The sequence below is a fragment of the Pseudomonas sp. A25(2017) genome (genome assembly GCF_002001065.1).
Classification (GTDB): domain Bacteria; phylum Pseudomonadota; class Gammaproteobacteria; order Pseudomonadales; family Pseudomonadaceae; genus Aquipseudomonas; species Aquipseudomonas kilonensis.
In genome coordinates, this window is record NZ_MUOA01000061.1 from 175,090 (window position 1) to 198,368 (window position 23,279).

21 protein-coding genes are annotated in these 23,279 nt (G+C 63.0%); 14 read left to right on the top strand and 7 right to left on the bottom strand.

Going from position 1 to position 23,279, the window contains the following annotated elements; translation table 11 throughout:
• The first annotated feature begins 105 nt into the window (after positions 1-105).
• Positions 106-1,047 carry an AEC family transporter gene (locus B0E42_RS14445; protein WP_077506703.1) on the top strand — a complete coding sequence of 314 codons (942 nt, stop codon included), beginning with the start codon at positions 106-108 and terminating at the stop codon, positions 1,045-1,047.
• 136 nt (positions 1,048-1,183) lie between these two features.
• On the opposite strand, the gene B0E42_RS14450 is transcribed toward B0E42_RS14445, so the two are convergent.
• From B0E42_RS14450 to gatC, 6 genes are all read right to left on the bottom strand, one after another.
• Positions 1,184-1,564, bottom strand: a complete 381-nt coding sequence (locus tag B0E42_RS14450; RefSeq protein ID WP_024616067.1) for a carboxymuconolactone decarboxylase family protein — start codon at positions 1,562-1,564, stop codon at positions 1,184-1,186.
• Positions 1,561-2,622 carry a calcium/sodium antiporter gene (locus tag B0E42_RS14455; protein ID WP_024616068.1) on the bottom strand — a complete coding sequence of 354 codons (1,062 nt, stop codon included), beginning with the start codon at positions 2,620-2,622 and terminating at the stop codon, positions 1,561-1,563. The genes B0E42_RS14450 and B0E42_RS14455 overlap by 4 nt, the downstream gene beginning before the upstream one ends.
• A gap of 49 nt (positions 2,623-2,671) precedes the next feature.
• Positions 2,672-3,049 carry a septal ring lytic transglycosylase RlpA family protein gene (locus tag B0E42_RS14460; protein WP_077506704.1) on the bottom strand — a complete coding sequence of 126 codons (378 nt, stop codon included), beginning with the start codon at positions 3,047-3,049 and terminating at the stop codon, positions 2,672-2,674.
• A 239-nt stretch (positions 3,050-3,288) separates the two neighbouring features.
• Positions 3,289-4,734: an Asp-tRNA(Asn)/Glu-tRNA(Gln) amidotransferase subunit GatB gene (gene gatB / locus B0E42_RS14465; protein WP_018601845.1), complete on the bottom strand. Its 1,446-nt coding sequence runs from the start codon at positions 4,732-4,734 to the stop codon at positions 3,289-3,291.
• 10 nt (positions 4,735-4,744) lie between these two features.
• Complete coding sequence (gatA, locus tag B0E42_RS14470; RefSeq protein ID WP_018601844.1) at positions 4,745-6,196, bottom strand: Asp-tRNA(Asn)/Glu-tRNA(Gln) amidotransferase subunit GatA; 1,452 nt, start codon at positions 6,194-6,196, stop codon at positions 4,745-4,747.
• Positions 6,197-6,212: 16 nt separating this feature from the next.
• Complete coding sequence (gatC, locus tag B0E42_RS14475; RefSeq protein ID WP_003197816.1) at positions 6,213-6,500, bottom strand: Asp-tRNA(Asn)/Glu-tRNA(Gln) amidotransferase subunit GatC; 288 nt, start codon at positions 6,498-6,500, stop codon at positions 6,213-6,215.
• A gap of 214 nt (positions 6,501-6,714) precedes the next feature.
• Between gatC and mreB the strand changes: the two genes are divergently transcribed.
• The 8 genes from mreB (at position 6,715) to tldD (ending at position 18,014) form a co-directional block, all read left to right on the top strand.
• Entirely contained in the window at positions 6,715-7,752 is a 1,038-nt protein-coding gene (mreB, locus tag B0E42_RS14480; protein ID WP_002555108.1) for a rod shape-determining protein MreB, read from the top strand.
• Between the two features lie 140 nt (positions 7,753-7,892).
• Positions 7,893-9,044 (top strand): rod shape-determining protein MreC, encoded by a 1,152-nt coding sequence (gene mreC / locus B0E42_RS14485; RefSeq protein WP_074849552.1) that lies wholly within the window; start codon positions 7,893-7,895, stop codon positions 9,042-9,044.
• The gene (gene mreD / locus B0E42_RS14490) at positions 9,041-9,529 is read left to right on the top strand and encodes a rod shape-determining protein MreD (protein WP_003197820.1); all 489 of its coding nucleotides are present in this window, start codon (positions 9,041-9,043) and stop codon (positions 9,527-9,529) included. The genes mreC and mreD overlap by 4 nt, the downstream gene beginning before the upstream one ends.
• A gap of 37 nt (positions 9,530-9,566) precedes the next feature.
• A complete protein-coding gene (locus tag B0E42_RS14495; RefSeq protein ID WP_077506705.1) occupies positions 9,567-10,163 on the top strand; it encodes a nucleoside triphosphate pyrophosphatase in 597 nt (198 codons plus the stop codon).
• 56 nt (positions 10,164-10,219) lie between these two features.
• Positions 10,220-11,677, top strand: a complete 1,458-nt coding sequence (gene rng, locus B0E42_RS14500; RefSeq protein WP_018613976.1) for a ribonuclease G — start codon at positions 10,220-10,222, stop codon at positions 11,675-11,677.
• A gap of 60 nt (positions 11,678-11,737) precedes the next feature.
• Positions 11,738-15,541 carry a YhdP family protein gene (locus tag B0E42_RS14505; protein WP_077506706.1) on the top strand — a complete coding sequence of 1,268 codons (3,804 nt, stop codon included), beginning with the start codon at positions 11,738-11,740 and terminating at the stop codon, positions 15,539-15,541.
• Between the two features lie 161 nt (positions 15,542-15,702).
• Positions 15,703-16,566 (top strand): carbon-nitrogen hydrolase family protein, encoded by an 864-nt coding sequence (locus B0E42_RS14510; protein ID WP_077506707.1) that lies wholly within the window; start codon positions 15,703-15,705, stop codon positions 16,564-16,566.
• A gap of 5 nt (positions 16,567-16,571) precedes the next feature.
• Positions 16,572-18,014 carry a metalloprotease TldD gene (tldD, locus tag B0E42_RS14515; RefSeq protein WP_003197828.1) on the top strand — a complete coding sequence of 481 codons (1,443 nt, stop codon included), beginning with the start codon at positions 16,572-16,574 and terminating at the stop codon, positions 18,012-18,014.
• Positions 18,015-18,153: 139 nt separating this feature from the next.
• Here the strand turns inward: tldD and yjgA are convergent, their stop codons facing one another.
• A complete protein-coding gene (yjgA, locus tag B0E42_RS14520) occupies positions 18,154-18,678 on the bottom strand; it encodes a ribosome biogenesis factor YjgA (protein ID WP_014336624.1) in 525 nt (174 codons plus the stop codon).
• A gap of 108 nt (positions 18,679-18,786) precedes the next feature.
• Between yjgA and pmbA the strand changes: the two genes are divergently transcribed.
• From pmbA to B0E42_RS14545, 5 genes are all read left to right on the top strand, one after another.
• Entirely contained in the window at positions 18,787-20,133 is a 1,347-nt protein-coding gene (gene pmbA / locus B0E42_RS14525; RefSeq protein WP_024618949.1) for a metalloprotease PmbA, read from the top strand.
• Between the two features lie 268 nt (positions 20,134-20,401).
• On the top strand, positions 20,402-20,797 hold the full coding sequence (locus B0E42_RS14530; protein ID WP_018613986.1) for a hypothetical protein: 396 nt from the start codon (positions 20,402-20,404) through the stop codon (positions 20,795-20,797).
• On the top strand, positions 20,790-22,166 hold the full coding sequence (locus B0E42_RS14535; RefSeq protein WP_018613988.1) for an aspartate ammonia-lyase: 1,377 nt from the start codon (positions 20,790-20,792) through the stop codon (positions 22,164-22,166). Before B0E42_RS14530 ends, B0E42_RS14535 begins: the two co-directional genes overlap by 8 nt.
• Positions 22,167-22,193: 27 nt before the next feature.
• Complete coding sequence (locus B0E42_RS14540) at positions 22,194-22,634, top strand: hypothetical protein (protein ID WP_053178215.1); 441 nt, start codon at positions 22,194-22,196, stop codon at positions 22,632-22,634.
• A gap of 2 nt (positions 22,635-22,636) precedes the next feature.
• Complete coding sequence (locus B0E42_RS14545) at positions 22,637-23,260, top strand: superoxide dismutase (RefSeq protein ID WP_018613993.1); 624 nt, start codon at positions 22,637-22,639, stop codon at positions 23,258-23,260.
• The last annotated feature ends 19 nt before the right edge of the window (positions 23,261-23,279 follow it).

The following is a 23,279-nucleotide window of genomic DNA, read 5'->3' on the forward strand; positions in this document are numbered from 1 at the left end:
ATAAATGTGGGAGCGAGCTTGCTCGCGATAGCGCTCTAACAGACGCCAATGCCGTGAGTGGCTTATCATTAGCCACCTAACGACACCGCTCTCAAGGTCCCCGGCATGCTGGCAATTTTCCTCGAAACCCTGAACATCACCGCACCGGTGTTTGCCATGCTGTTTCTGGGGGCGTTGCTCAAGCGCATCGACTGGATCAACGACAACTTCATCCACATCGCCTCGTCCCTGGTGTTCAACGTCACCATGCCGGCGCTGTTGTTCCTCGGCATCCTCCATGCCGACCTGCATGCGGCGTTGCAGCCCGACCTGCTGATCTATTTTTCCATCGCTACCCTGGTGAGCTTTGCGATGGCCTGGGGCTGGGCGATCTGGCGTTGCCCGCGCGAAGATCGCGGCATCTATACCCAAGGTGCGTTTCGCGGCAACAACGGAGTCATCGGCCTGGCGCTGGCGGCGAGCATGTATGGCGACTACGGAATTTCCCTGGGGGCGATTCTCGCGGCGCTGGTGATCCTGTTCTACAACACCTTGTCGACCATCGTGCTGGCGGTCTACAGCCCGGTGATCAAGTCCGACCCGTGGAGCATCTGCAAAAGCGTGATCAGCAACCCGCTGATCATCAGCGTGATCAGCGCCGCGCCGTTCGCCTATTGGCAGATTGGCCTGCCGAACTGGTTCGAGACCTCGGCCAAGTACCTGTCGCAAATGACCTTGCCCCTGGCGTTGATCTGCATCGGCGGCACGCTGTCGCTGGCGGCCCTGCGCAAGAGCGGCAAGATGGCCCTGAGTTCGAGCCTGGTGAAGATGGTCGGCCTGCCACTGGTGGCCACCCTCGGTGCCTGGCTCTGGGGCTTTCGCGGGGCGGAGCTGGGGATCCTGTTCCTGTACTTCGGCAGCCCCACCGCCGCCGCCAGTTACGTCATGGCCCGAGCGGCCGACGGCAACCATGAACTGGCGGCGGCGATCATCGTCATCACCACGCTGATGGCGGCGATTACCACCAACCTGGGGATCTTTGTGTTGCAGTGGGGTGGGTGGATCTAGGTTCGAAGGTTGTGGTGTTCTTTAGGCCCGATCGCGAGCAGGCTCGCTCCCACAGGTAATCACAGGTGTACCGGAGTTTTATGTACACCGAAGATCCACTGTGGGAGCGAGCCTGCTCGCGATAGCGATCTAACAGTCACTCAGATTTCTGATAGCTATCGATCACTTCCTGCGCCGCCCGAAACGCATCGATCGCCGCCGGCACGCCTGCGTACACCGCGCAATGCAGCAATGCCTCGCGAATCTCTTCCACCGTACAGCCGTTGTTCAGCGCGCCACGCACGTGGCCTTTGAGTTCCTGCGGGCACTTGAGGGCGGTGAGGGCGGCCAGGGTGATCAGGCTGCGGGTCTTGAGCGGCAAGCCGTCGCGGCTCCAGACGCTGCCCCAGGCATGTTCGTTGACGAAGTCCTGCAAGGGTTGGGTGAATTCGGTGGCGTTGCCCAGCGCGCGGTCGACGAACGCGTCGCCCATGACCTGGCGACGCATGTCCAGGCCGGTCTTTGGGGTGTCGGTCATGGCAAATCCCTCTTGTGGTGTTGGCGGCGCCAGGCGCGCAGGGAGGTGAACAGCAAAAACGCGAGCAGGGCCGGCAACACATAGAACAGCATGAGCCGTTCCAGTTGGCCGGCCAGGGGCATGCCGGTGGTGAACGACACCACGTGCAGCCCATAGGCCAGGTACAAGCCCAGCAACAGCAGGCCTTCGGCGCGGGTGACACGATAACCGGAATAGAACACCGGCAGGCACAGCACCGCCACGCCGAGCATCACCGGCAGGTCGAAATCCAGGGCGTTTGGCGAGACCGACAGTGGCGTGGGCGCGGCGAGGGCGGTGACTCCCAGCACGCCCAGCAGGTTGAACAGGTTGCTGCCGATCACGTTGCCTACCGCAATGTCCCGCTGGCCGCGCAGGGCGGCGATCAACGAGGTGGCGAGCTCCGGCAGCGAGGTGCTGACGGCGACGATGGTCAGGCCGATGATGCGCTCCGAGAGCCCCAGGTCCGTCGCCACTTCCACCGCTGCACCTAGCAGCAGGTGGCCGGCGAAAACCAGCATGGCCAGGCCCAGCACGATCATCGATAGGCTCTTGGGCCAGGACCCCTGGGTCACGGTGATACCCACGGTGTGCGGTCGCCCCGAGTGTCGCGATTGGCGCAGCAACAGGCCCAGGTACACCGCCAGGGCCACCAGCAGCCATACGCCGTCCAACCGGGTCAGTTCTTCATTCCAGGCCAGCACGAACACCAGCAGGCTGGCACCGATCATCAGTGGGATGTCCAGGCGCACCAGTTGGCGCGAGACGCGCAGCGGAATGATCAGCGCCGACAGCCCGAGGGTGACGAGGATGTTGAAAATGCTGCTGCCGATCACGCTGCCTACGGCGATGTCGGCGTTTTGCGCCAGGGTTGCCTGCAGGCTGACGGCCATTTGTGGCGCACTGCTGCCGAACGCGACGACGCTCAGACCGATGATCAGTGGCCGTACTTGCAAGCGTGCCGCCAGGCCCACGGCGGCTCGCACCAGCAGTTCGGCACCGCCGATGAGCAACAGCAGGGCGCCGAACAATTCGATCAGGCTGAGCAGCGGTAGGGCGGTGAGTAGGGAAATGGCCGGGCTCCGTCTATCAGTCGTCGAGGGCTTGCACGCGCACCCGTGCGGTGCCGCTGCGCAACATGCCCAGTTGTTCGGCGGCTGCGCGGGATACGTCGATCAAACGACCACGAGTATACGGGCCGCGGTCGTTGATGCGGACCACGACGCTGTCGTTGTTTTTCAGGTTGGTGACTTTCACCTGAGTGCCGAACGGCAACTGGCGATGGGCGGCGGTCAGGCCATTCTGGTTGAAACGCTCGCCGCTGGCGGTGCGCTTGCCATGGTGCCGGGCACCGTAATAAGAGGCGACGCCGGTCTGGTCGTAGCCGTGTGGATCGACCGTCCCACTCTGGCTGGCGCAACCGGCCAGCAGGGACAGCAGGGCGCAGGCGCCGAGGAGACGCTTCATGTAGGGTTTTCCAACGACAGATAGGGGAGCTGGCCAGTGGGAGCAAAGCCAGTGGAAACAAAGCCAGTGAGAGCAAAGCCTGTGGGAGCAAAGCCTGTGGGAGCAAAGCTTGCTCGCGATGAACGATAACGCGGTCCACTGAAGGATCGAGGTGTCTTCATCGCGAGCAAGCTTTGCTCCCACAGGCTCGCTCCCACAAGGGCGAAGGGAGCCAGGCTTGATATCTGGCTCCATGGCAATCAGCCCTCGAGCTTGCTTTTGAGCAGTTCGTTGACCTGTTGCGGGTTGGCCTTGCCCTTGGAGGCTTTCATGGCCTGGCCGACGAAGAAGCCGAACATCTTGCCGCGCTTGGCTTCGTCTGCCGCACGGTACTGTTCGACTTGCTCGGCGTTGGCCGCGAGCATTTCATCGAGCACGGCGGAAATCGCGCCGGTGTCGGTGACCTGCTTCAAGCCGCGCTTCTCGATGATCTCGTCGGCGCTGCCTTCACCAGTGGCCATGGCTTCGAACACCATCTTGGCGATCTTGCCGGAAATGGTGTTGTCCTTGATCCGCACCAGCATGCCGCCCAGTTGCTCGGCCGAGACCGGCGACTCATCGATTTCCAGGCCCTGTTTGTTCAACAGGCTGCCCAGCTCGACCATCACCCAGTTGGCCGCCAGCTTGGCGTCGCCGCCGATGCTCACGACTTTCTCGAAGTAATCGGCCTGTTCGCGGCTGGTGGCCAGGACGTTGGCGTCATAGCTCGACAACCCGAATTGCGCCTGGAAGCGCTCGCGTTTCTGTGGTGGCAGTTCCGGCAGGGTGGTGCGCACCTCGTCGAGGAACGAGTTCTCGATGACCACTGGCAGCAGGTCCGGGTCGGGGAAGTAACGGTAGTCGTTGGCTTCCTCTTTGCTGCGCATTGGACGGGTCTCGTCCTTGTTCGGGTCGTACAGGCGGGTCTGCTGGATGACCTTGCCGCCGTCCTCGATCAGTTCGATCTGGCGCTGGATCTCGCTGTTGATCGCCTTCTCGATGAAGCGGAACGAGTTGACGTTCTTGATCTCGCAGCGGGTGCCGAATTCGACCTGGCCCTTGGGCCGGATCGACACGTTGCAGTCGCAGCGCAGCGAGCCTTCGGCCATGTTGCCGTCGCAGATGCCTAGGTAGCGCACCAGCGCATGGATCGCCTTGACGTAGGCCACGGCTTCCTTGGCGCTGCGCATGTCCGGCTCGGAAACGATTTCCAGCAGCGGTGTGCCGGCACGGTTCAGGTCGATGCCGGTGGCGCCGTTGAATTCTTCGTGCAGGCTCTTGCCGGCGTCTTCTTCCAAGTGCGCACGGGTGATGCCGACGCGCTTGACCGTGCCGTCTTCCAAGGCGATGTCCAGGTGGCCCTTGCCGACGATCGGCAGTTCCATCTGGCTGATCTGGTAGCCCTTGGGCAGGTCCGGGTAGAAGTAGTTCTTGCGGGCGAACACGTTGTGCTGGCCGATCTCGGCGTCAATCGCCAGGCCGAACATCACCGCCATGCGCACCGCTTCGGCGTTGAGCACCGGCAGTACACCGGGCATGCCCAGGTCCACCAGGCTGGCCTGGGTGTTGGGCTCGGAACCGAATGTGGTGGAGCTACCGGAAAAGATTTTCGACCGGGTGGTGAGCTGGGTATGAATCTCCAGCCCGATCACGACTTCCCATTGCATGTGTTTCTCCTCAGAAGCCGGTTGGGGTGCGGGTGTGCCAGTCAGTGTTCAACTGATACTGGTGGGCAACGTTCAACAGGCGGCCTTCCTGGAAATACGGCGCGAGCAACTGCACGCCCACCGGCAGGCCATCGACGAAACCGGCCGGCATGGACAGGCCCGGCAAGCCGGCGAGGTTGGCGGTGATGGTGTAGACGTCTTCCAGGTACTCGGCGACCGGGTCACTGTTCTTGGCACCGAGTTTCCAGGCCGGGTTTGGCGTGGTCGGGCCGAGGATGATGTCGACCTCATTGAAGGCGGCCATGAAGTCGTTCTTCACCAGGCGACGGATTTTCTGCGCCTTGAGGTAGTAGGCATCGTAGTAGCCGGCGGACAACGCGTAGGCGCCGACCATGATCCGGCGCTGCACTTCGGCACCGAAGCCTTCGCCACGGGAGCGCTTGTACAGGTCGATCAGGTTTTCCGGGTTCTCGCAGCGATAGCCGAAGCGCACGCCGTCGAAACGCGACAGGTTCGAGGAGGCTTCTGCCGGGGCGATCACGTAGTACGCGGGAATCGCGTGCTGCATGTTCGGCAGGCTGATTTCCTTGATGACCGCGCCGAGCTTCTCCAGCGCCTTGACGCTGTTGTGGACCAGTTCGGCGATGCGTGGGTCGAGGCCGGCGCTGAAGTATTCCTTCGGCACGCCGATGCGCAGGCCCTGCAGCGAGCCGTTGAGGCTGGCGCTGTAGTCCGGCACTGGTTCGTCGATGCTGGTGGAGTCGTTCGGGTCGAAGCCGGCCATGCCTTGCAGCAGGATCGCGCAGTCTTCGGCGGTGCGGGCCAGAGGGCCACCCTGGTCGAGGCTGGAGGCGTAGGCGATCATGCCCCAGCGCGAGACGCGACCGTAGGTGGGCTTGAGGCCAGTGAGGTTGGTGAACGCCGCCGGTTGGCGAATCGAACCGCCGGTGTCGGTGGCGGTGGCGGCCGGCAACAGGCGTGCGGCCACGGCGGCGGCGGAACCGCCGGACGAGCCGCCCGGTACGTGTTCCAGGTTCCACGGGTTTTTCACCGCGCCGTAGTAGCTCGACTCGTTGGCCGAGCCCATGGCGAATTCGTCCATGTTGGTCTTGCCCAGGGTCACGGTGCCGGCGGCGGCCAGCTTGGCGACCACGGTGGCATCGTACGGGGCCTTGAAGTTGTCGAGCATCTTCGAGCCGCAGCTGGTGCGGATGCCTTGGGTGCAGAACAAGTCCTTGTGGGCAATCGGCGCACCGAGTAGGGCGCCGGTTTCACCATTGGCGCGCCGGGCGTCGGCGGCCTTGGCCTGGCTCAGGGCCAGCTCCTGGGTGAGGCTGATGAAGCTGTTGAGCTGCGGATCGAGCTGGGCGATGCGCGCCAGCAGGACCTGGGTCAGCTCTTCGGAAGAAAACTTTTTATCGGCGAGTCCGCGGGCGATCTCGGCCAGGGTCATGTGATGCATGAGAGGCTCTTTCCCTTTAGTCGATGACTTTCGGAACCAGGTACAGGCCGTTTTCGACCGCTGGTGCGATGGACTGGTAGGCCTCGCGGTGATTGGACTCGGTCACGACGTCGGCGCGCAGGCGCTGGCTGGCTTCCAGTGGGTGTGCCAGTGGTTCGATACCGTCGGTATTGACCGCCTGCATCTCGTCGACCAGCCCCAGAATGCTGTTCAGGGCAGAAGTGATGTGTGGAAGATCGGCTTCATTGAGGCCCAGACAGGCCAGATGAGCGATTTTTTCCACGTCGGAGCGTTCAAGCGCCATGGGATTCTCCAGTGGAAAACAAAACGGACGTAATCTGTCCGTGTGTTAGATTGTCGGAACACTACCGCATTTCTACGGGTCTATACCCGCGATTGTGGGGTTTGGTGCACAGAAAAGCGGCCAATTTAACATATTGGCGCCTTGCCCAAAATCCCTGTCGTTGTTAGAGTTTGCCGCACTTTTTTACCCACGCGTTGCCTAGGGTCCCTTTCCCATGTTCAAGAAACTGCGTGGCATGTTTTCCAGCGATCTTTCCATTGACCTGGGCACTGCCAACACCCTTATTTACGTGCGCGAGCGCGGTATCGTCCTGAATGAACCCTCGGTCGTGGCCATCCGCACCCACGGTAACCAGAAAAGTGTCGTGGCTGTCGGTACGGAAGCCAAGCGCATGCTGGGCCGTACACCGGGCAACATCGCAGCCATTCGCCCTATGAAGGACGGCGTGATCGCCGATTTCAGCGTCTGCGAAAAGATGCTGCAGTACTTCATCAACAAGGTTCACGAAAACAGCTTCCTGCAGCCCAGCCCTCGTGTGCTGATCTGCGTTCCATGCAAGTCCACCCAGGTAGAGCGTCGCGCTATCCGTGAATCGGCCCTCGGCGCCGGTGCCCGTGAAGTGTTCCTGATCGAAGAGCCAATGGCTGCTGCCATCGGTGCCGGCCTGCCGGTGGAAGAAGCCCGCGGCTCGATGGTCGTCGACATCGGTGGCGGTACCACTGAAATCGCGCTGATCTCCCTCAACGGTGTGGTCTACGCCGAATCCGTACGTGTGGGCGGCGACCGTTTCGACGAAGCGATCATCACTTATGTGCGTCGCAACTACGGCAGCCTGATCGGCGAATCCACCGCCGAGCGCATCAAGCAGGAAATCGGCACGGCCTACCCGGGCGGTGAAGTGCGCGAAGTCGACGTGCGCGGTCGCAACCTGGCCGAAGGTGTTCCACGGGCCTTTACCCTCAACTCCAACGAAGTGCTCGAAGCGCTGCAAGAATCGTTGGCGACCATCGTCCAGGCCGTCAAGAGCGCCCTGGAGCAGTCGCCGCCGGAGCTGGCGTCGGACATCGCCGAGCGCGGCCTGGTGCTGACCGGTGGTGGCGCGCTGCTGCGTGACCTCGACAAGCTGCTGGCCCAGGAAACCGGGCTGCCGGTGATCGTTGCCGAAGACCCGTTGACCTGCGTTGCCCGCGGCGGTGGCCGTGCATTGGAAATGATGGACAAGCACACCATGGACCTGCTCTCCAGCGAATAAGTTGGCTGGATCGTCTATGTTGTTCGCTCCCGGGCAGCACTTTGCAGTGCTGCCCGTTGGCGTTTATCTTCTGTCATTCGTATCCAGGCCGGTTTGATGCCGTATGAATAAAGAAAACATTTGCCTGGGAGGAGCGGCCTATTAAACCGCTTTTCGCCAAAGGCCCCTCATTGGGTGTGCGCCTGCTGGTGCTGACCGTGCTCTCGGTCGCGCTGATGGTGGTCGATGCCCGCTTCACGCTGCTCAAGCCTGTGCGCAGCCAGATGTCGCTGGTGTTGATGGAGTCCTACTGGATCACCGACCTGCCGCAGCGCTTGTGGCAAGGTGTGGCCAGCCAGTTTGGCAGCCGGACCGAACTGGTCGCCGAAAACGAAAAACTCAAGACCGAAAACCTGCTGTTGCAGGGGCGCATGCAGAAGCTGGCGGCCCTCACCGAGCAGAACGTGCGGCTGCGCGAGTTGCTCAATTCTTCGGCGCTGGTCAACGAGAAGGTCGAAGTGGCCGAGTTGATCGGCATGGACCCCAACCCCTTCACCCATCGCATCCTCATCAACAAGGGCGAGCGCGACGGCGTTGTCCTCGGCCAGCCGGTGCTCGACGCCCGGGGTCTGATGGGCCAGGTGGTGGAGTTGATGCCCTACACCTCCCGGGTGCTGCTGCTGACCGATACCACCCACAGCATTCCCGTGCAGGTCAATCGTAACGGCTTGCGCGCGATTGCCAGCGGCACCGGCAACCCGGAACGCCTGGAACTGCGGCACGTGGCCGATACCGCCGACATCAAGGAAGGCGACCTGCTGGTCAGCTCCGGCCTTGGCCAGCGCTTCCCGGCCGGGTACCCGGTGGCGACGGTCAAGGAAGTCATCCATGATTCCGGCCAGCCGTTCGCCATTGTCCGCGCGGTGCCGACGGCGGCGCTGAATCGCAGCCGCTACCTGCTGCTGGTCTTCAGCGACAACCGTACGCCCGAAGAGCGTGCCAACGATGCTGCCGTGGCCCAGGAAGCCCAGGACCGCCAGGGCGGCGAGTCGGCTGCCCCAGCGACAGCAACGCCTGCGCCTGTCCCGGTCGCGGTGCCAAAACCACCAGTGCCTGCACCGGCGACGGCGGCTCCGGCCACCACGCCAGCGGCAACCCCGGCCACCGCACCCGCCGCGCCTGCTGTGAGGCCGACCCGCTCGGCTACCCACGCGCCCGCCGCGCAGCCTGCTCAGCCAGCCCGGCCCGCCGCCCAACCGCCAGCCTCCACGCCGGCCACCGCGCCAGCCCCCAGGGGAGCACGAGAAGAATGAGCAGTACCCAATCCGGTAACGGCTGGATGGTCTGGCTGACCTTCGCCATCGGCCTGTTGCTCAGCGTTTCGCCGCTGCCGCAGTTCATGGAAATCCTGCGCCCACTGTGGCTGGCCCTGTTGCTGGCCTTCTGGGCGCTGGCCTTGCCGCACAAGGTCGGCATGGTCACCGCCTGGTGCCTGGGCCTGGCCGAGGACGTGCTTTATGGCACGTTGCTGGGGCAGAACGCGCTGATCCTGACGCTGATCACCTTCCTGGTGCTGTCGCTGCAACAACGCCTGCGGATGTTCCCCATGTGGCAGCAGTGCCTGGTGATCCTGGTGATCTTCGGCCTGGCGCAACTGGTGCAATTGTGGCTCAGCGCGCTGACCGGCAATCGCCAGCCGACCCTGGCGCTGGTCTTGCCAGCCCTGGTCAGTGCCTTGCTCTGGCCATGGGTCAGCTTCGGTTTGCGTGGCTTGCGCCTGCGTTTCAAAATCAACTGATTCGGTCAGGCATTGGCCTTGATAGGGAGATGTCTTGATGAAACCGCTCTACCTCGCCTCAGGCTCGCCGCGTCGGCGTGAACTGCTCACGCAGATCGGCGTGTCCTTTACCGCCATCGGCGCGGACATCGACGAAACGCCCCTGGACCACGAAACCCCTTCGGCCTATGTCGAGCGCCTGGCGCGCGGCAAGGCCGAGGCGGGTCGGCGAGCCCTGGACGCCGGCATGGATGGCTGCGTGCTGGGCGCCGATACCGCTGTGGTACTGGACGGGCGAATTCTCGGAAAACCCGTGGACCAGGCCGATTCCATGACGATGCTCTTGAGCCTGTCCGGTCGCGAACATGACGTATTGACCGCCATTGCCATACTCGATGGGCAGCGTTGCGAATCCCGTGTTGTGCGCAGCCTGGTGCGCTTTCGGTCGATCACGGAACAGGAAGCGGCGGCCTACTGGGCCAGCGGTGAACCCCGGGACAAGGCCGGCGGCTATGGTATTCAAGGGCTGGGCGCGGTGTTCGTCGCCGGGCTTGAAGGCAGTTATTCAGCCGTGGTCGGCCTGCCGCTGTGCGAAACCGCAGAACTACTGGGCCATTTCGGCATACCCTGTTGGCAAACCTTGAGCGCGCGCTGAGCGCCGTCTGACTTGATGCGGCCATAATCGTGAACATGCCTGAACGAGACCCTGCCATGAGTGAAGAGATCCTGATCAACATCACGCCGATGGAATCGCGCGTGGCGGTGGTTGAAAACGGTGTTCTGCAAGAGGTCCACGTCGAGCGCACGCAAAAGCGTGGCATCGTCGGCAATATCTATAAAGGCAAGGTGGTGCGGGTGCTGCCGGGCATGCAGGCGGCCTTCGTCGACATCGGCCTGGACCGCGCGGCATTCATCCACGCGTCGGAAATTTCCATGCGCGAAGGGCCGGCCGTGGAGAGCATCAGCGCCCTGGTGCACGAAGGCCAGAGCCTGGTGGTGCAGGTCACCAAGGACCCCATTGGCTCCAAGGGCGCGCGCCTGACCACGCAACTGTCGATTCCGTCGCGCTACCTGGTGTACATGCCGCGTACCGCTCACGTTGGCATTTCCCTGAAGATCGAAGACGAAGCCGAGCGCGAGCGCCTCAAGCAGGTGGTCAGCGACTGCGTGGAAAAAGAAGGCATCAAGGAAGCCGGTGGGTTCATCTTGCGCACGGCCGCCGAGGGGGCCGGGGCCGATGAGATCCTCATGGACATCCGCTACCTGCGCAGGCTTTGGGACCAGATCGCCGCGCAGATCAAGACCATCGCCACCCCTAGCGTGATCTACGAGGACCTGGGCCTGGCGCTGCGGACCTTGCGCGATCTGGTCAGCCCCAAGATCGAGAAAATTCGTATCGACTCCCGGGAAACCTTCCAGAAGACCACCCAGTTCGTCGCCGAACTGATGCCGGAAATCGCCGACCGCCTCGAGCATTACCCTGGCGAACGACCGATTTTCGACCTGTACGGCGTCGAAGACGAAATCCAGAAAGCCCTTGAACGCAAGGTACCGCTCAAGTCCGGCGGCTACCTGGTGGTCGATCCGGCCGAGGCCATGAGCACCATCGACGTCAACACCGGGGCGTTCGTCGGCCATCGCAACCTGGAAGAGACCATCTTCAAGACCAACCTGGAAGCCGCCACGGCCATCGCCCGGCAACTGCGGCTGCGCAACCTGGGTGGGATCATCATCATCGACTTCATCGACATGGAAGATGAAGAGCACCAGCGCCAAGTGCTGCGGACCCTGGAAAAACAACTCGAACGCGACCACGCCAAGACCAACATCATCGGTATCACCGAGCTGGGCCTGGTGCAGATGACCCGCAAGCGCACCCGCGAAAGCCTTGAGCAGGTGCTGTGCGAGCCGTGCAGCAGTTGCCAGGGTCGCGGCAAGCTCAAGACCCCGGAAACCGTGTGTTACGAAATCTTCCGGGAAATTCTCCGGGAGGCGCGCGCCTACCAGGCGACTGGCTATAGAGTGTTGGCGAACCAGAAAGTGGTGGATCGCCTGCTCGACGAGGAGTCAGGCAATGTCGCGGAGCTGGAAGCGTTTATCGGACGCACGATTCGCTTCCAGGTGGAAACCATGTATTCCCAGGAACAATACGACGTGGTGTTGCTCTGAAGAGCTTGGGAAGCGGCGGGCCCGCGGATTTGATTGTCTTTGCCAGGGGAGCCCACTGACATGGAGCGTCTGACACGCATTTTGGCGGCGCTGACTCGCTGGGGGCTGGGGCTGTGCGCGCTGCTGCTGGTGCTGCTGGCGTTGTACGTCAGCCTCGGTCGCGAGCTGGTCCCGTTGGTGGCTGAATACCGCGCCGAGGTCGAGACCCAGGCCAGCGTCGCCTTGGGCATGCCTGTGCACATCGGAAGCCTCGACGGTAGCTGGAGCGCCCTGGCGCCGATCCTGGCGGCGCGCGACGTGGTGGTCGGCGAAGGCCCCAATGCGTTGCACCTGGATCAGGTGCGAGCCGTGCCTGATCTATGGGACAGCCTGCTGGCACGCCAGGTGCGCATTGCCCACCTGGAAGTCAGCGGCCTGAAGATCAGCCTCAAGGAGGGCGCCGACGGCAAGTGGGCCCTGGAAGGCCTGCCGGTGAAGGACGACCAGCCCCTCGATCCGCAGCAATTGCTCGAACGCATGCAGGTGGTTTCCAAGTTTTCGCTGCTCGATAGCCAGGTGACCTTGCAACCCGTCGAGCAACCACCGCTGACCCTCACCTACGTCGGCTTGAGCCTGCGCACCGGCGTCACCCGCCAGCGCCTGGACGCACGCCTGACCCTGCCGGACGGCCAGCCGGTGGCGATCAACCTGCGTACCCGCCTGCGCGCCAGCGACTGGAAGAATGGCCAGGCCGATGCGTACCTGAGCCTGCCGCAAAGCGACTGGTCCAAATGGCTGCCGAAACGCCTGACCCAGCAATGGAATTTTTCCCGGATCAAGGCCGGTGGCGAATTCTGGCTGAGTTGGGGGGGCGGTACGGTGCAAAGCGCGGTCATGCGCTTGAATGCGCCTGACATCCAGGGTGCCTACGCCGAGCGCAAGCCGGTGCAAATCCATAACCTGGCGCTCAATGGATATTTCCAGCGTGGCGACCAGGGATTTACTGCGACCTTCGATTCCCTGGCGATGAACCTGGGCGAAACCCGCTGGGAATCGCGCCTGCAACTGCAGCAGAGTGCCGCCACCGAAAAGGCCGAGGAGCGCTGGCACCTGCAGGCCGACCGCCTCGACCTGACTCCGCTCACGCCGTTGCTCAATGCCCTGGCGCCGTTGCCCGAAGGCCTGGCGACGACCATCGACCATCTCAAGGTGACCGGTGCCCTGCGCAACGTGCTGTTGGACTACCGGCCGCAAAACACCGGTGACCAGAAAGTCAGCTTCGCCACCAACCTGGACACCGTGGGCTTTGATGCCTATCGCGGCGCCCCGGCTGCGCGCAACGTGTCCGGGAGCCTGAGCGGTGACCTCGGTGGCGGCGAGCTGCGCATGGACAGCAAGGATTTTTCCCTGCACCTGGACCCGATTTTCGCCAAGCCCTGGCAATACCTGCAGGCCAACGCCCGGTTGACCTGGAAGCTCGACAAGCAAGGCTTCACCTTGATCGCGCCGTACTTGAAGGTGCTGGGCGAGGAGGGCCGGATTGCCGGCGACTTCCTGATCCGCCTGCATTTCGACCACAGCCAGGAAGACTACATGGACCTGCGGGTCGGCCTGGTGGACGGTGACGGACGCTACACCGCCAAGTACCTGCCGGCGGTCCTCAGCCCGGCGCTGGATGAGTGGCTGCGCACGGCCATCGTCAAGGGCGCGGTGGATGAGGGCTTTTTCCAGTACCAAGGCTCGCTCAATCACGGTGCCGGGGACGCGGCGCGCAGCATCAGCCTGTTTTTCAAGGTGCATGACGCGGAACTGGCGTTCCAGCCGGGCTGGCCTTCGGTCAGCAAGGTCAGCGGCGATGTCTTCGTCGAAGACAGCGGCGTGCGCATCTTCGCCAGCCAAGGACAATTGCTCGATACCCAGGTCAAGGATGTTTCGGTGAACATTCCCCATGTACCCAGCGGGCAGAGTGTTCATCTGTTTCTGGACGGCGGGTTCGCCGGCGGACTGGGTGACGGTCTGAAAATCCTCCAGACCGCGCCGATCGGGACCGCCGAGACATTCGCCGGCTGGGAAGGCGAGGGCGACCTGCAAGGCAGCGTCAAGCTCGATATCCCGCTGGTCAAAGGCGAGCAACCGAAGATCCTGGTGGACTTCGTCACCGACAAGGCCCGTCTCAAGCTCAGCGAGCCGGTGTTGGAGCTGACCCAGCTCAAGGGCGATTTCCGCTTCGACAGCAATAAGGGCCTGAGCGGCAAGGGCATCAGTGCCCGGGCATTCGACCGGCCCGTGACCGCACAGATTTTTGCCGAGGGCCGTGCCGGTGCGCTCAACACGCGGGTCGCTGCGTCCGGGCAGGTGGAGGTCAAGAAGCTCACCAGTTGGCTGAATGTCACCCAGCCGTTGCCGGTATCGGGTGTCGTGCCCTACCAGTTGCAAGTGATCCTTGATGGCGCCGATAGCCAGTTGTCGGTCAGTTCCAACCTCAAGGGCGTGGCCATCGACCTGCCGGCGCCTTTCGGCATGGCCGCCAATGCCGGGCGCGACACGATGTTTCGCATGACCCTGCAAGGGCCGGAGCGGCGTTACTGGGTCGATTATGGCGACTTGGCCAGTTTCACTTACGCCGCGCCGAGCGGCAAAGTCGCCGACGGTCGTGGCGAATTGTTGCTGGGTGCCGGCGATGCGGTGCTGCCCGGGGCCAAGGGGCTGCGACTGCGCGGCAAACTGTCGGAGCTGGACGTGAGTCCCTGGCAGGACCTGGTGAACAAGTACGCCGGCCAGGATCCAGGCGGCAGCGCCAAGCAACTGCTCAGCAGCGTCGACCTGAGCGTCGGCAAGCTCACGGCCATGGGCACCACCCTGGACCAGGTATCGGTGCAACTGGACCGCAAGCCGGACGCCTGGGCCATGCGGCTCGACAGCCAGCAGGCCAAGGGCAATGTCAGCCTGCCAGATGCAAAGGCCGCACCGATTGGTATCACGCTTGATTATGTTCGCCTGCCGGCCACAGACCCGACGGTCCAGGCGGATGAAAACGCTCCGGACCCGTTGGCCTCGGTCGATCCCGGCAAAATCCCGGCCATGGATATTGCCATCGACCAATTGTTCCAGGGCCCCGATCTCATCGGTGCGTGGTCGTTGAAAGTGCGCCCTACCGCCAAGGGTATCGCGCTGAACAATCTGGACATGGGCCTCAAGGGCATGGTGTTGAACGGCAGTGGCGGCTGGGAAGGCGCGCCCGGTTCCACCAGCAGTTGGTACAAGGGCCGTATCAGCGGCAAGAACCTGGTCGACATACTCAAGAACTGGGGTTATGCCCCGAGTGTGACCAGCCAGACCTTCCGCCTGGATGTCGATGGCCGCTGGCCCGGCTCGCCGGCGTGGGCTGCCACCAAGCGTTTTTCCGGCAGCCTCGACGCTTCGCTGAGCAAAGGCCAGTTTGTTGAAATTGAAGGCAGCGCCCAGGCGTTGCGGGTATTTGGCCTGCTGAACTTTAACTCCATCGGCCGACGCCTGCGCCTGGACTTCTCCGACCTGTTCAGCAAAGGCTTGAGCTACGACCGGGTCAAAGGGCTGCTGGTGGCGAGCGACGGTGTGTACGTGACCCGCGAACCCATTACCCTGACCGGGCCGTCGAGCAATCTGGAACTCAACGGCACGCTGGACATGGTGGCCGACCGGGTCGACGCCAAGCTGCTGGTGACGCTGCCGGTGACCAACAACCTGCCGATCGCCGCGCTGATCGTTGGCGCACCGGCGGTGGGTGGGGCGCTGTTTCTGATCGACAAACTGATCGGTGACCGCGTAGCGCGCTTTGCCAGCGTAAGATACGACGTCAAGGGGCCGTGGAAAGAACCGAAGATCACCTTCGACAAGCCGTTCTGACAGGTGATGCGATAACCCCTGTGGGAGCGAGCCTGTGGGAGCAAAGCTTGCTCGCGATTGCGGTGTATCAGTCAGCCTGTATGTTGGATGTACCTGCCTCATCGCGAGCAAGCTTTGCTCCCACAGCCGCCTTGGACGAGGATAAAAAAGAGGGAAGCTCCATGCCAGTCGCAGTGATTCAAATGGTCAGCCAAAGCGATGTGCTCGCCAACCTGGCCCGTGCCCGTGTGCTGCTGGAGCAGGCTGCCGCAGGCGGTGCAAGGCTGGCGGTGCTGCCGGAGAATTTCGCGGCGATGGGCCGGCGGGACATTGCCGATATCGGTCGTGCCGAAGCCTTTGGTCAGGGACCGATCCTGCCCTGGTTGAAACAGACCGCCCGAGACCTCAAGTTATGGATTGTGGCCGGCACGTTGCCGTTGCCGCCAGTGGACCAGCCCGAGGCCAGGTCCCATGCCTGTTCGTTGCTGGTCGACGATCAGGGCCAGATCGTCGCGCGCTACGACAAGTTGCATCTGTTCGATGTGGATGTGGCGGACAATCGCGGGCGCTATCGCGAGTCGGATGACTATGCTTATGGCGCTAACGTGGTGGTTGCCGCTACCCCCGTGGGCCGGGTGGGCCTGACGGTCTGTTATGACTTGCGGTTTCCGGAGCTCTTCAGCGAGTTGCGGGCTGCCGGGGCCGAACTGATCACGGCGCCGTCGGCGTTTACCGCGGTGACCGGCGCGGCCCATTGGGAGGTGCTGATCCGTGCCCGGGCCATCGAGACCCAGTGCTATGTGCTGGCGGCCGCCCAGGGCGGCGTGCATCCGGGGCCGCGGGAAACCTTTGGCCATGCCGCGATTGTCGACCCCTGGGGCCGTGTGCTGGCACAACAGGATCAAGGCGAGGCCGTGCTGCTGGCCGAGCGCGACAGCAGTGAACAGGCGTCCATCCGGGCGCGCATGCCGGTGGCCAGCCATCGGCGCTTTTTCTCGCAGGGCGCTCGACAGCGGCCTGTCCAAGACGACGAATTCAAGGCGTAAATCATATGAGCGGGTTGTTGTCCTCAGTCAGTGAACACCTTCTAGCCCCCGGCGGCGTGACCCTCGAAAGCCTGCAAGGCGTGCTGGGCGACCTGGCCGGCCCGGGCATCGATGCGGCCGACCTGTATTTCCAGGGGCAGATCTCCGAGTCCTGGTCGCTGGAAGACGGCATCGTCAAGGAAGGCAGTTTCAACCTTGACCAGGGCGTAGGCGTGCGCGCCCAGTCCGGGGAAAAGACCGGTTTTGCCTACAGCAACGCCATCACCCTCGAAGCCCTCGGCGCTGCTGCCCGTGCGGCCCGCTCGATCTCCCGCGCCGGGCAGAACGGCACGGTCCAGGCGTTCAGCAGCCAGGACGTGGCGCAGTTGTATGCGCCGGATAACCCCCTTGAAGTCATGAGCCGCGCCGAAAAAGTCGAGCTGCTCAAGCGCATCGACGTCGCCACCCGTGCCCTCGACCCGCGCATCCAGCAAGTGTCGGTCAGCATGGCCGGGGTCTGGGAACGGATCCTGGTGGCTTCCACCGACGGCGGCCTGGCGGCGGACGTGCGGCCGCTGGTGCGGTTCAACGTCAGTGTGATCGTCGAGCAGAACGGTCGCCGTGAGCGCGGCGGCCATGGCGGCGGCGGGCGCACCGACTACCGTTATTTCCTCAGCGAAGACCGCGCCATGGGCTACGCCCGCGAAGCGCTGCGCCAGGCGCTGGTCAACTTGGAGGCCATTCCGGCCCCGGCAGGTACGTTGCCGGTGGTGCTGGGGTCCGGTTGGTCCGGCGTGCTGTTGCACGAAGCGGTGGGACACGGCCTGGAAGGCGATTTCAACCGCAAGGGCAGTTCGGCCTACAGCGGGCGCATGGGGGAAATGGTCGCCTCGAAACTCTGCACCATTGTCGATGACGGCACCCTGGCCGGGCGTCGTGGCTCCCTGAGCGTCGACGATGAAGGCACCCCGACCGAATGCACCACGCTGATCGAGAACGGCGTGCTCAAGGGCTACATGCAGGACAAGCTCAACGCCCGGTTGATGGGCGTGGCCCGCACGGGCAACGGTCGCCGTGAATCCTACGCGCACCTGCCGATGCCGCGCATGACCAACACCTACATGCTCGGTGGTCAAAGCGATCCGGCGGAAATCATCGCCTCGGTGAAAAAAGGCATCTATTGCGCCAACCTCGGTGGTGGCCAGGTGGACATCACCAGCGGCAAGTTCGTGTTCTCCACCAGCGAGGCCTACCTGATCGAAGACGGCAAGATCACCGCACCGGTCAAGGGTGCGACCCTGATCGGCAACGGGCCGGAGGCGATGAGCAAGGTGTCGATGGTCGGTAACGACCTGGCGCTGGACAGCGGTGTGGGCACGTGCGGCAAGGACGGGCAATCGGTGCCGGTGGGCGTCGGCCAGCCGACCCTGAAGATCGATGCGATTACCGTGGGTGGCACGGGCGCTTAAGGATGTACACGATTCGTGTAGGAGCTGTGTAGGAGCTGTCGAGTGCAACGAGGCTGCGATCTTTCCCCAGACACTTGAGTCTCAAGCGAAAGATCAAAAGATCGCAGCCTGCGGCAGCTCCTACAGGGCCGGGTGAAACTCAGCGCAGGCCGCGTTGGGTTTCGTCCAGCTCACGGATGTACTTGAAGATTTTACGGCTCGAGGCCGGTGGCTTGTTCTGCGCCAGTTCGTGCTGGGCCTGACGGATCAGGGAGCGCAATTGCTGACGGTCAGCCTCCGGGTAGTCGATGACGAATTTTTCCAGGGTGCCGTCGTCGCCTGCGATCAAGCGATCGCGCCAGCGCTCCAGGTTGTGGAAACGTTCGTTGTACTGCCGGGTGGAGGCATCGAGTTGATCGAGCAGCACCAGGATGGCGTCAGTGTCCTGATCGCGCATCAGTTTGCCGATGAATTGCAGGTGCCGTTTACGCGCGATATTCGCGGTGTGCTTGGGCGCATCGGCCAGGGCCCGGCGCAAGGCGTCGGTCAAAGGCAGTTTGGCCAGCAAGTCAGGCTTGAGTGTTGTCAGGCGCTCGCCGAGGTCAACCAGAGCATGCAGCTCGCGTTTGACCTGGGATTTGCTTTTTTCACCCTCGTAGAGGGAGTCGTCGTAAGAATCAACCATGGTGGCAGTCCGCAAAGAAACGCCGCCATGATAACCAGTCGGGGGCCGCTTGTCCGGCCCGGTCGCTCGAAGGCCATCACCGAAAGAAGAATTTGAGTGGAGAACACCATGAGTGCAGTTCAAAGCGTCGGCCCGCAAGCATTGCCGGCACTGCAGGAACAAGTCGAGCAGATCCTCGCCGAAGCCAAGCGCCAGGGCGCCACTGCCTGTGAAGTGGCGGTATCGCTGGAGCAGGGCCTGTCGACGTCGGTGCGCCAGCGCGAGGTGGAAACCGTCGAATTCAATCGCGACCAGGGCTTTGGCATCACCTTGTACGTGGGCCAGCGCAAGGGCTCGGCCAGCACTTCGGCCAGCGGCCCGGAGGCCATTCGCGAAACCGTCGCCGCGGCACTGGCGATTGCCCAGCACACCTCCGAAGACGAAGCCTCGGGCCTGGCCGATGCTGCGCTGATGTGCAAGGAGCTGCGCGACTTCGACCTCTTCCACGCCTGGGACATCACCCCCGAGCAGGCCATCGAACAGGCACTGCGTTGCGAAGCGGCGGCATTCGAGGCCGACAGCCGGATCAAGAACGCCGACGGCACGACGCTCAATACCCACCAGGGCTGCCGGGTCTACGGCAACAGCCACGGTTTCATCGGTGGTTATGCATCGACCCGCCACAGTCTGAGTTGCGTGATGATCGCCGAGGCCAACGGCCAGATGCAGCGTGATTACTGGTACGACGTGAGCCGCCAGGGCACCTTGTTGGCAGACCCGGTGAGCATCGGCCAGAAAGCCGCGCAACGGGCGGCCAGCCGCCTGGGCGCGCGACCGGTGCCGACCTGCGAAGTGCCGGTGCTGTTTTCGGCCGAGCTGGCCGGCGGCCTGTTTGGCAGCTTCCTGTCGGCGGTGTCCGGCGGCAACCTGTACCGCAAGTCGTCGTTCCTCGAGGGCGCGCTGGGCCAGAAACTGTTCCCGCAATGGATGACCATCGACGAGCGTCCGCACCTGATGCAGGCCATGGGCAGCTCGGCGTTCGACGGCGACGGCCTGGCCACCTACGCCAAGCCGTTCGTGGAAAATGGCGAGTTGGTGTCCTACATCCTCGGCACCTATTCGGGCCGCAAGCTCGGCATGCCGAGCACCGCCAATGCCGGTGGCGTGCATAACCTGTTCGTGACCCATGGCGAAGAAGACCAGGCGGCCTTGCTGCGGCGCATGGGCCGGGGCCTGCTGGTGACCGAACTGATGGGCCACGGCCTGAACATGGTCACCGGTGACTATTCCCGTGGCGCGGCGGGTTTCTGGGTCGAGAACGGCGAGATCCAGTTCCCGGTCCAGGAAGTGACCATCGCCGGGAACATGCGCGACATGTTCAAGCAGATCGTGGCCGTGGGCAACGACCTGGAACTGCGCAGCAACATCCGCACCGGCTCGGTGTTGATCGAGCGGATGACGGTGGCGGGTAGCTAACGCTCACCGCGTAAAAAAGGCGCGTCATCCACTGGGGTGACGCGCCTTTTTTGTACCGACAGAATCTTTGTGGCGAGGGGATTTATCCCCGCTGGGGTGCGAAGCGCCCCCAAAAACCTGACCCCGCGTTGTGTCTTGTTGATTGTCGAGGGCTGCTTCGCACCCCAGCGGGGATAAATCCCCTCGCCACAATGTGATCTTCATCAGGCTTGTGTTGCTTCTTATTATCATCTAATAATGAATCTCATTCGCCGAGTGAGCCCCGGTCATGAGTTCTGCCCTGCACGAACAACCCTACCTTGAAAGCTGGCGCTGGATGAGCCGCCAGATCCGTTGCGCGATGAACCCGGACGAGCCGCGGCTGATCGAGCACTACCTGGCCGAGGGCCGCTATCTGGCCGGCTGCACCGCCACTTCGCCCTGGATGATCGCCGAGACCGCGTTCCGGCTGCTGCTCGACACCGCCTCGGATGTCGCGCTGCCCTGGCATTGGCGCAATCTCTGCCTCGACCAGGCCTGGCGCCCACTGCGCGACCTCGAACAACAGTCACTGTGCCGCTGCCGCCTCAAGCGCTGGCAGAGCCATGCCTGGGCGCTGGCGACCTGCGCCCTGGAGCCGTCGATTTCTCTTATTGAACTGGTGCAAGGATCTCCCGATGAGTAATACCCGTATCGAACGCGACAGCATGGGCGAGCTGCAAGTCCCGGTGGATGCCCTCTATGGCGCCCAGACCCAGCGTGCCGTGGATAACTTCCCGGTCAGCGGCCAGCGTATGCCGGCGCAGTTCATTCGCGCCCTGATCCTGGCCAAGGCCGCCGCCGCCCGGGCCAACGTAGAACTGGAACAAATCAGCGCGGCCCAAGGCAAGGCCATCGTCGATGCGTCACTGGGGCTGCTCGAAGGCCGTTTCATGGACCATTTTCCGGTGGATATTTTCCAGACCGGCTCCGGCACCAGCTCCAACATGAACGCCAACGAAGTGATCGCCACTCTCGCCAGCCGCCTGCTGGGAGAGACGGTCAACCCGAACGACCACGTCAATTGCGGCCAGAGCAGCAACGACATCATCCCCACCAGCATTCATGTCAGCGCTGCCTTGGCCTTGCATGAGCAACTGCTGCCGGCGCTGTTGCACCTGGTGCAGGTGATCGAGCGCAAGGCCGAAGAGGTCCACCCATTCATCAAAACGGGTCGCACCCATCTGATGGATGCCATGCCGGTGCGCCTGAGCCAGGTGCTCGACGGTTGGGCGCAGCAGCTCAAGGCCAATATCGGCCACCTGCAGGATGTGCTGCCGAGCCTGCAATCCCTGGCCCAGGGCGGTACGGCGGTCGGCACCGGGGTCAATGCCCATCCACGTTTCGCCGAGCTGTTCAGCCAGCAACTGACGCAATTGACCCAGGTGCAATTCACCCCGGGCAAGAATCTGTTCGCGCTGATCGGCTCCCAGGACACCGCCGTAGCGGTTTCCGGGCAGCTCAAGACCACCGCCGTGTCGTTGATGAAAATCGCCAACGACCTGCGCTGGATGAATTCCGGGCCGCTGGCAGGCCTGGGCGAGATCGAGCTCGAAGGCTTGCAGCCGGGCTCCTCGATCATGCCCGGCAAGGTCAACCCGGTCATTCCTGAAGCCACCGCGATGGTGGCGGCCCAGGTGATCGGCAACGACACGGTGATCACTGTCGCCGGTCAATCGGGCAACTTCGAGTTGAACGTGATGCTGCCGATCATCGCCCAGAACCTGCTGAGCAGCATCACCCTGATGTCCACCGCCAGCCGCTTGCTGGCGGACAAGGCCATTGCCACGTTCAAGGTCAACGAAGCCCGGCTCAAGGAAGCGTTGTCGCGCAACCCGATCCTGGTGACCGCGCTCAATCCCATCATCGGTTACCAGAAGGCCGCTGAAATCGCCAAGAAGGCTTACCAGCAAGGTCGGCCGGTCATCGATGTCGCCCTGGAGCACACCGACCTGACACGCAGCGAACTCGAAGTCCTGCTGGACCCGGAGAAGCTCACCGCCGGCGGCGTGTAACCCCGACACCTGTGTGGAGGACTCATCATGGAACACTGGAAGCGTACGATCGAACGGGCCAATCGCTGTTTCATGCTGGGCGAGCTGGTAGACGCCCGCGAAGCTTACCTGCAGGCCCTGGCGCTGGCCCAGGTGCTGTTCGAGCGTTGGGCGGATGCCGACGAAGCCGTGGCCGCGTGTGTCGTCTCCCATCACAACCTGGCGGACCTGCACTTGCGCCTGAACCAGCCGGAGGAGAGCGCCGAGTATTTGTGTGCGATCCACCAACGGTTGTTGCAGACCATGCAGGACGAACGTCTGGCGCCGGCCCTGCGCGCCGCCGCGCTGCGCCAGAGCCACAAGACCTATGTCGAACTGCTGAATTTCATCAGCGAGCACGGTGAATACCCACGCACCCAGCGCCTGCTGCACTGCAACGCTGCTGCGCCCCGGCAGCGCAATGCCCCTCTTCATCATGGAGTTCATTGAACATGGCTTTTACCTTGCCTGCATTGCCCTACGCCTACGACGCCCTGGAACCGCACATCGATGCGCAAACCATGGAGATCCACTACACCAAGCATCACCAGACCTACATCAATAACCTCAACGCAGCGGTGGACGGCACCGAATACGCCGGGTGGCCTGTCGAAAAACTGGTGTCCAGTGTCGAGCAGTTGCCGCCAAGCCTGCAGGCCGCAGTGATCAACCAGGGCGGCGGCCATGCCAACCATTCGTTGTTCTGGGAAGTGATGACGCCCCGGGGCGGCGGCCTGCCTGATGGTGGTCTGGCGGCGGCGATCGAAGCACAACTGGGCGGTATCGAGCGTTTCAAGGAAGCTTTCACCAAAGCAGCGCTGACCCGTTTCGGCAGCGGCTGGGCCTGGTTGAGCGTCACCCCGCAAAAGACCCTAGTGGTGGAAAGCAGCGGCAACCAGGACAGCCCGCTGATGAAGGGCAACACGCCGATTCTTGGCCTGGACGTCTGGGAGCACGCCTATTACCTGCGCTACCAGAACCGTCGTCCGGAATACATCAGCGCCTTCTACAATGTGATCAACTGGCCTGAGGTCGCCCGGCGCTACCAGGCTGCGCTGGCTTCGAGTCCTTCATGAAAACAACTCAAGGCTGACT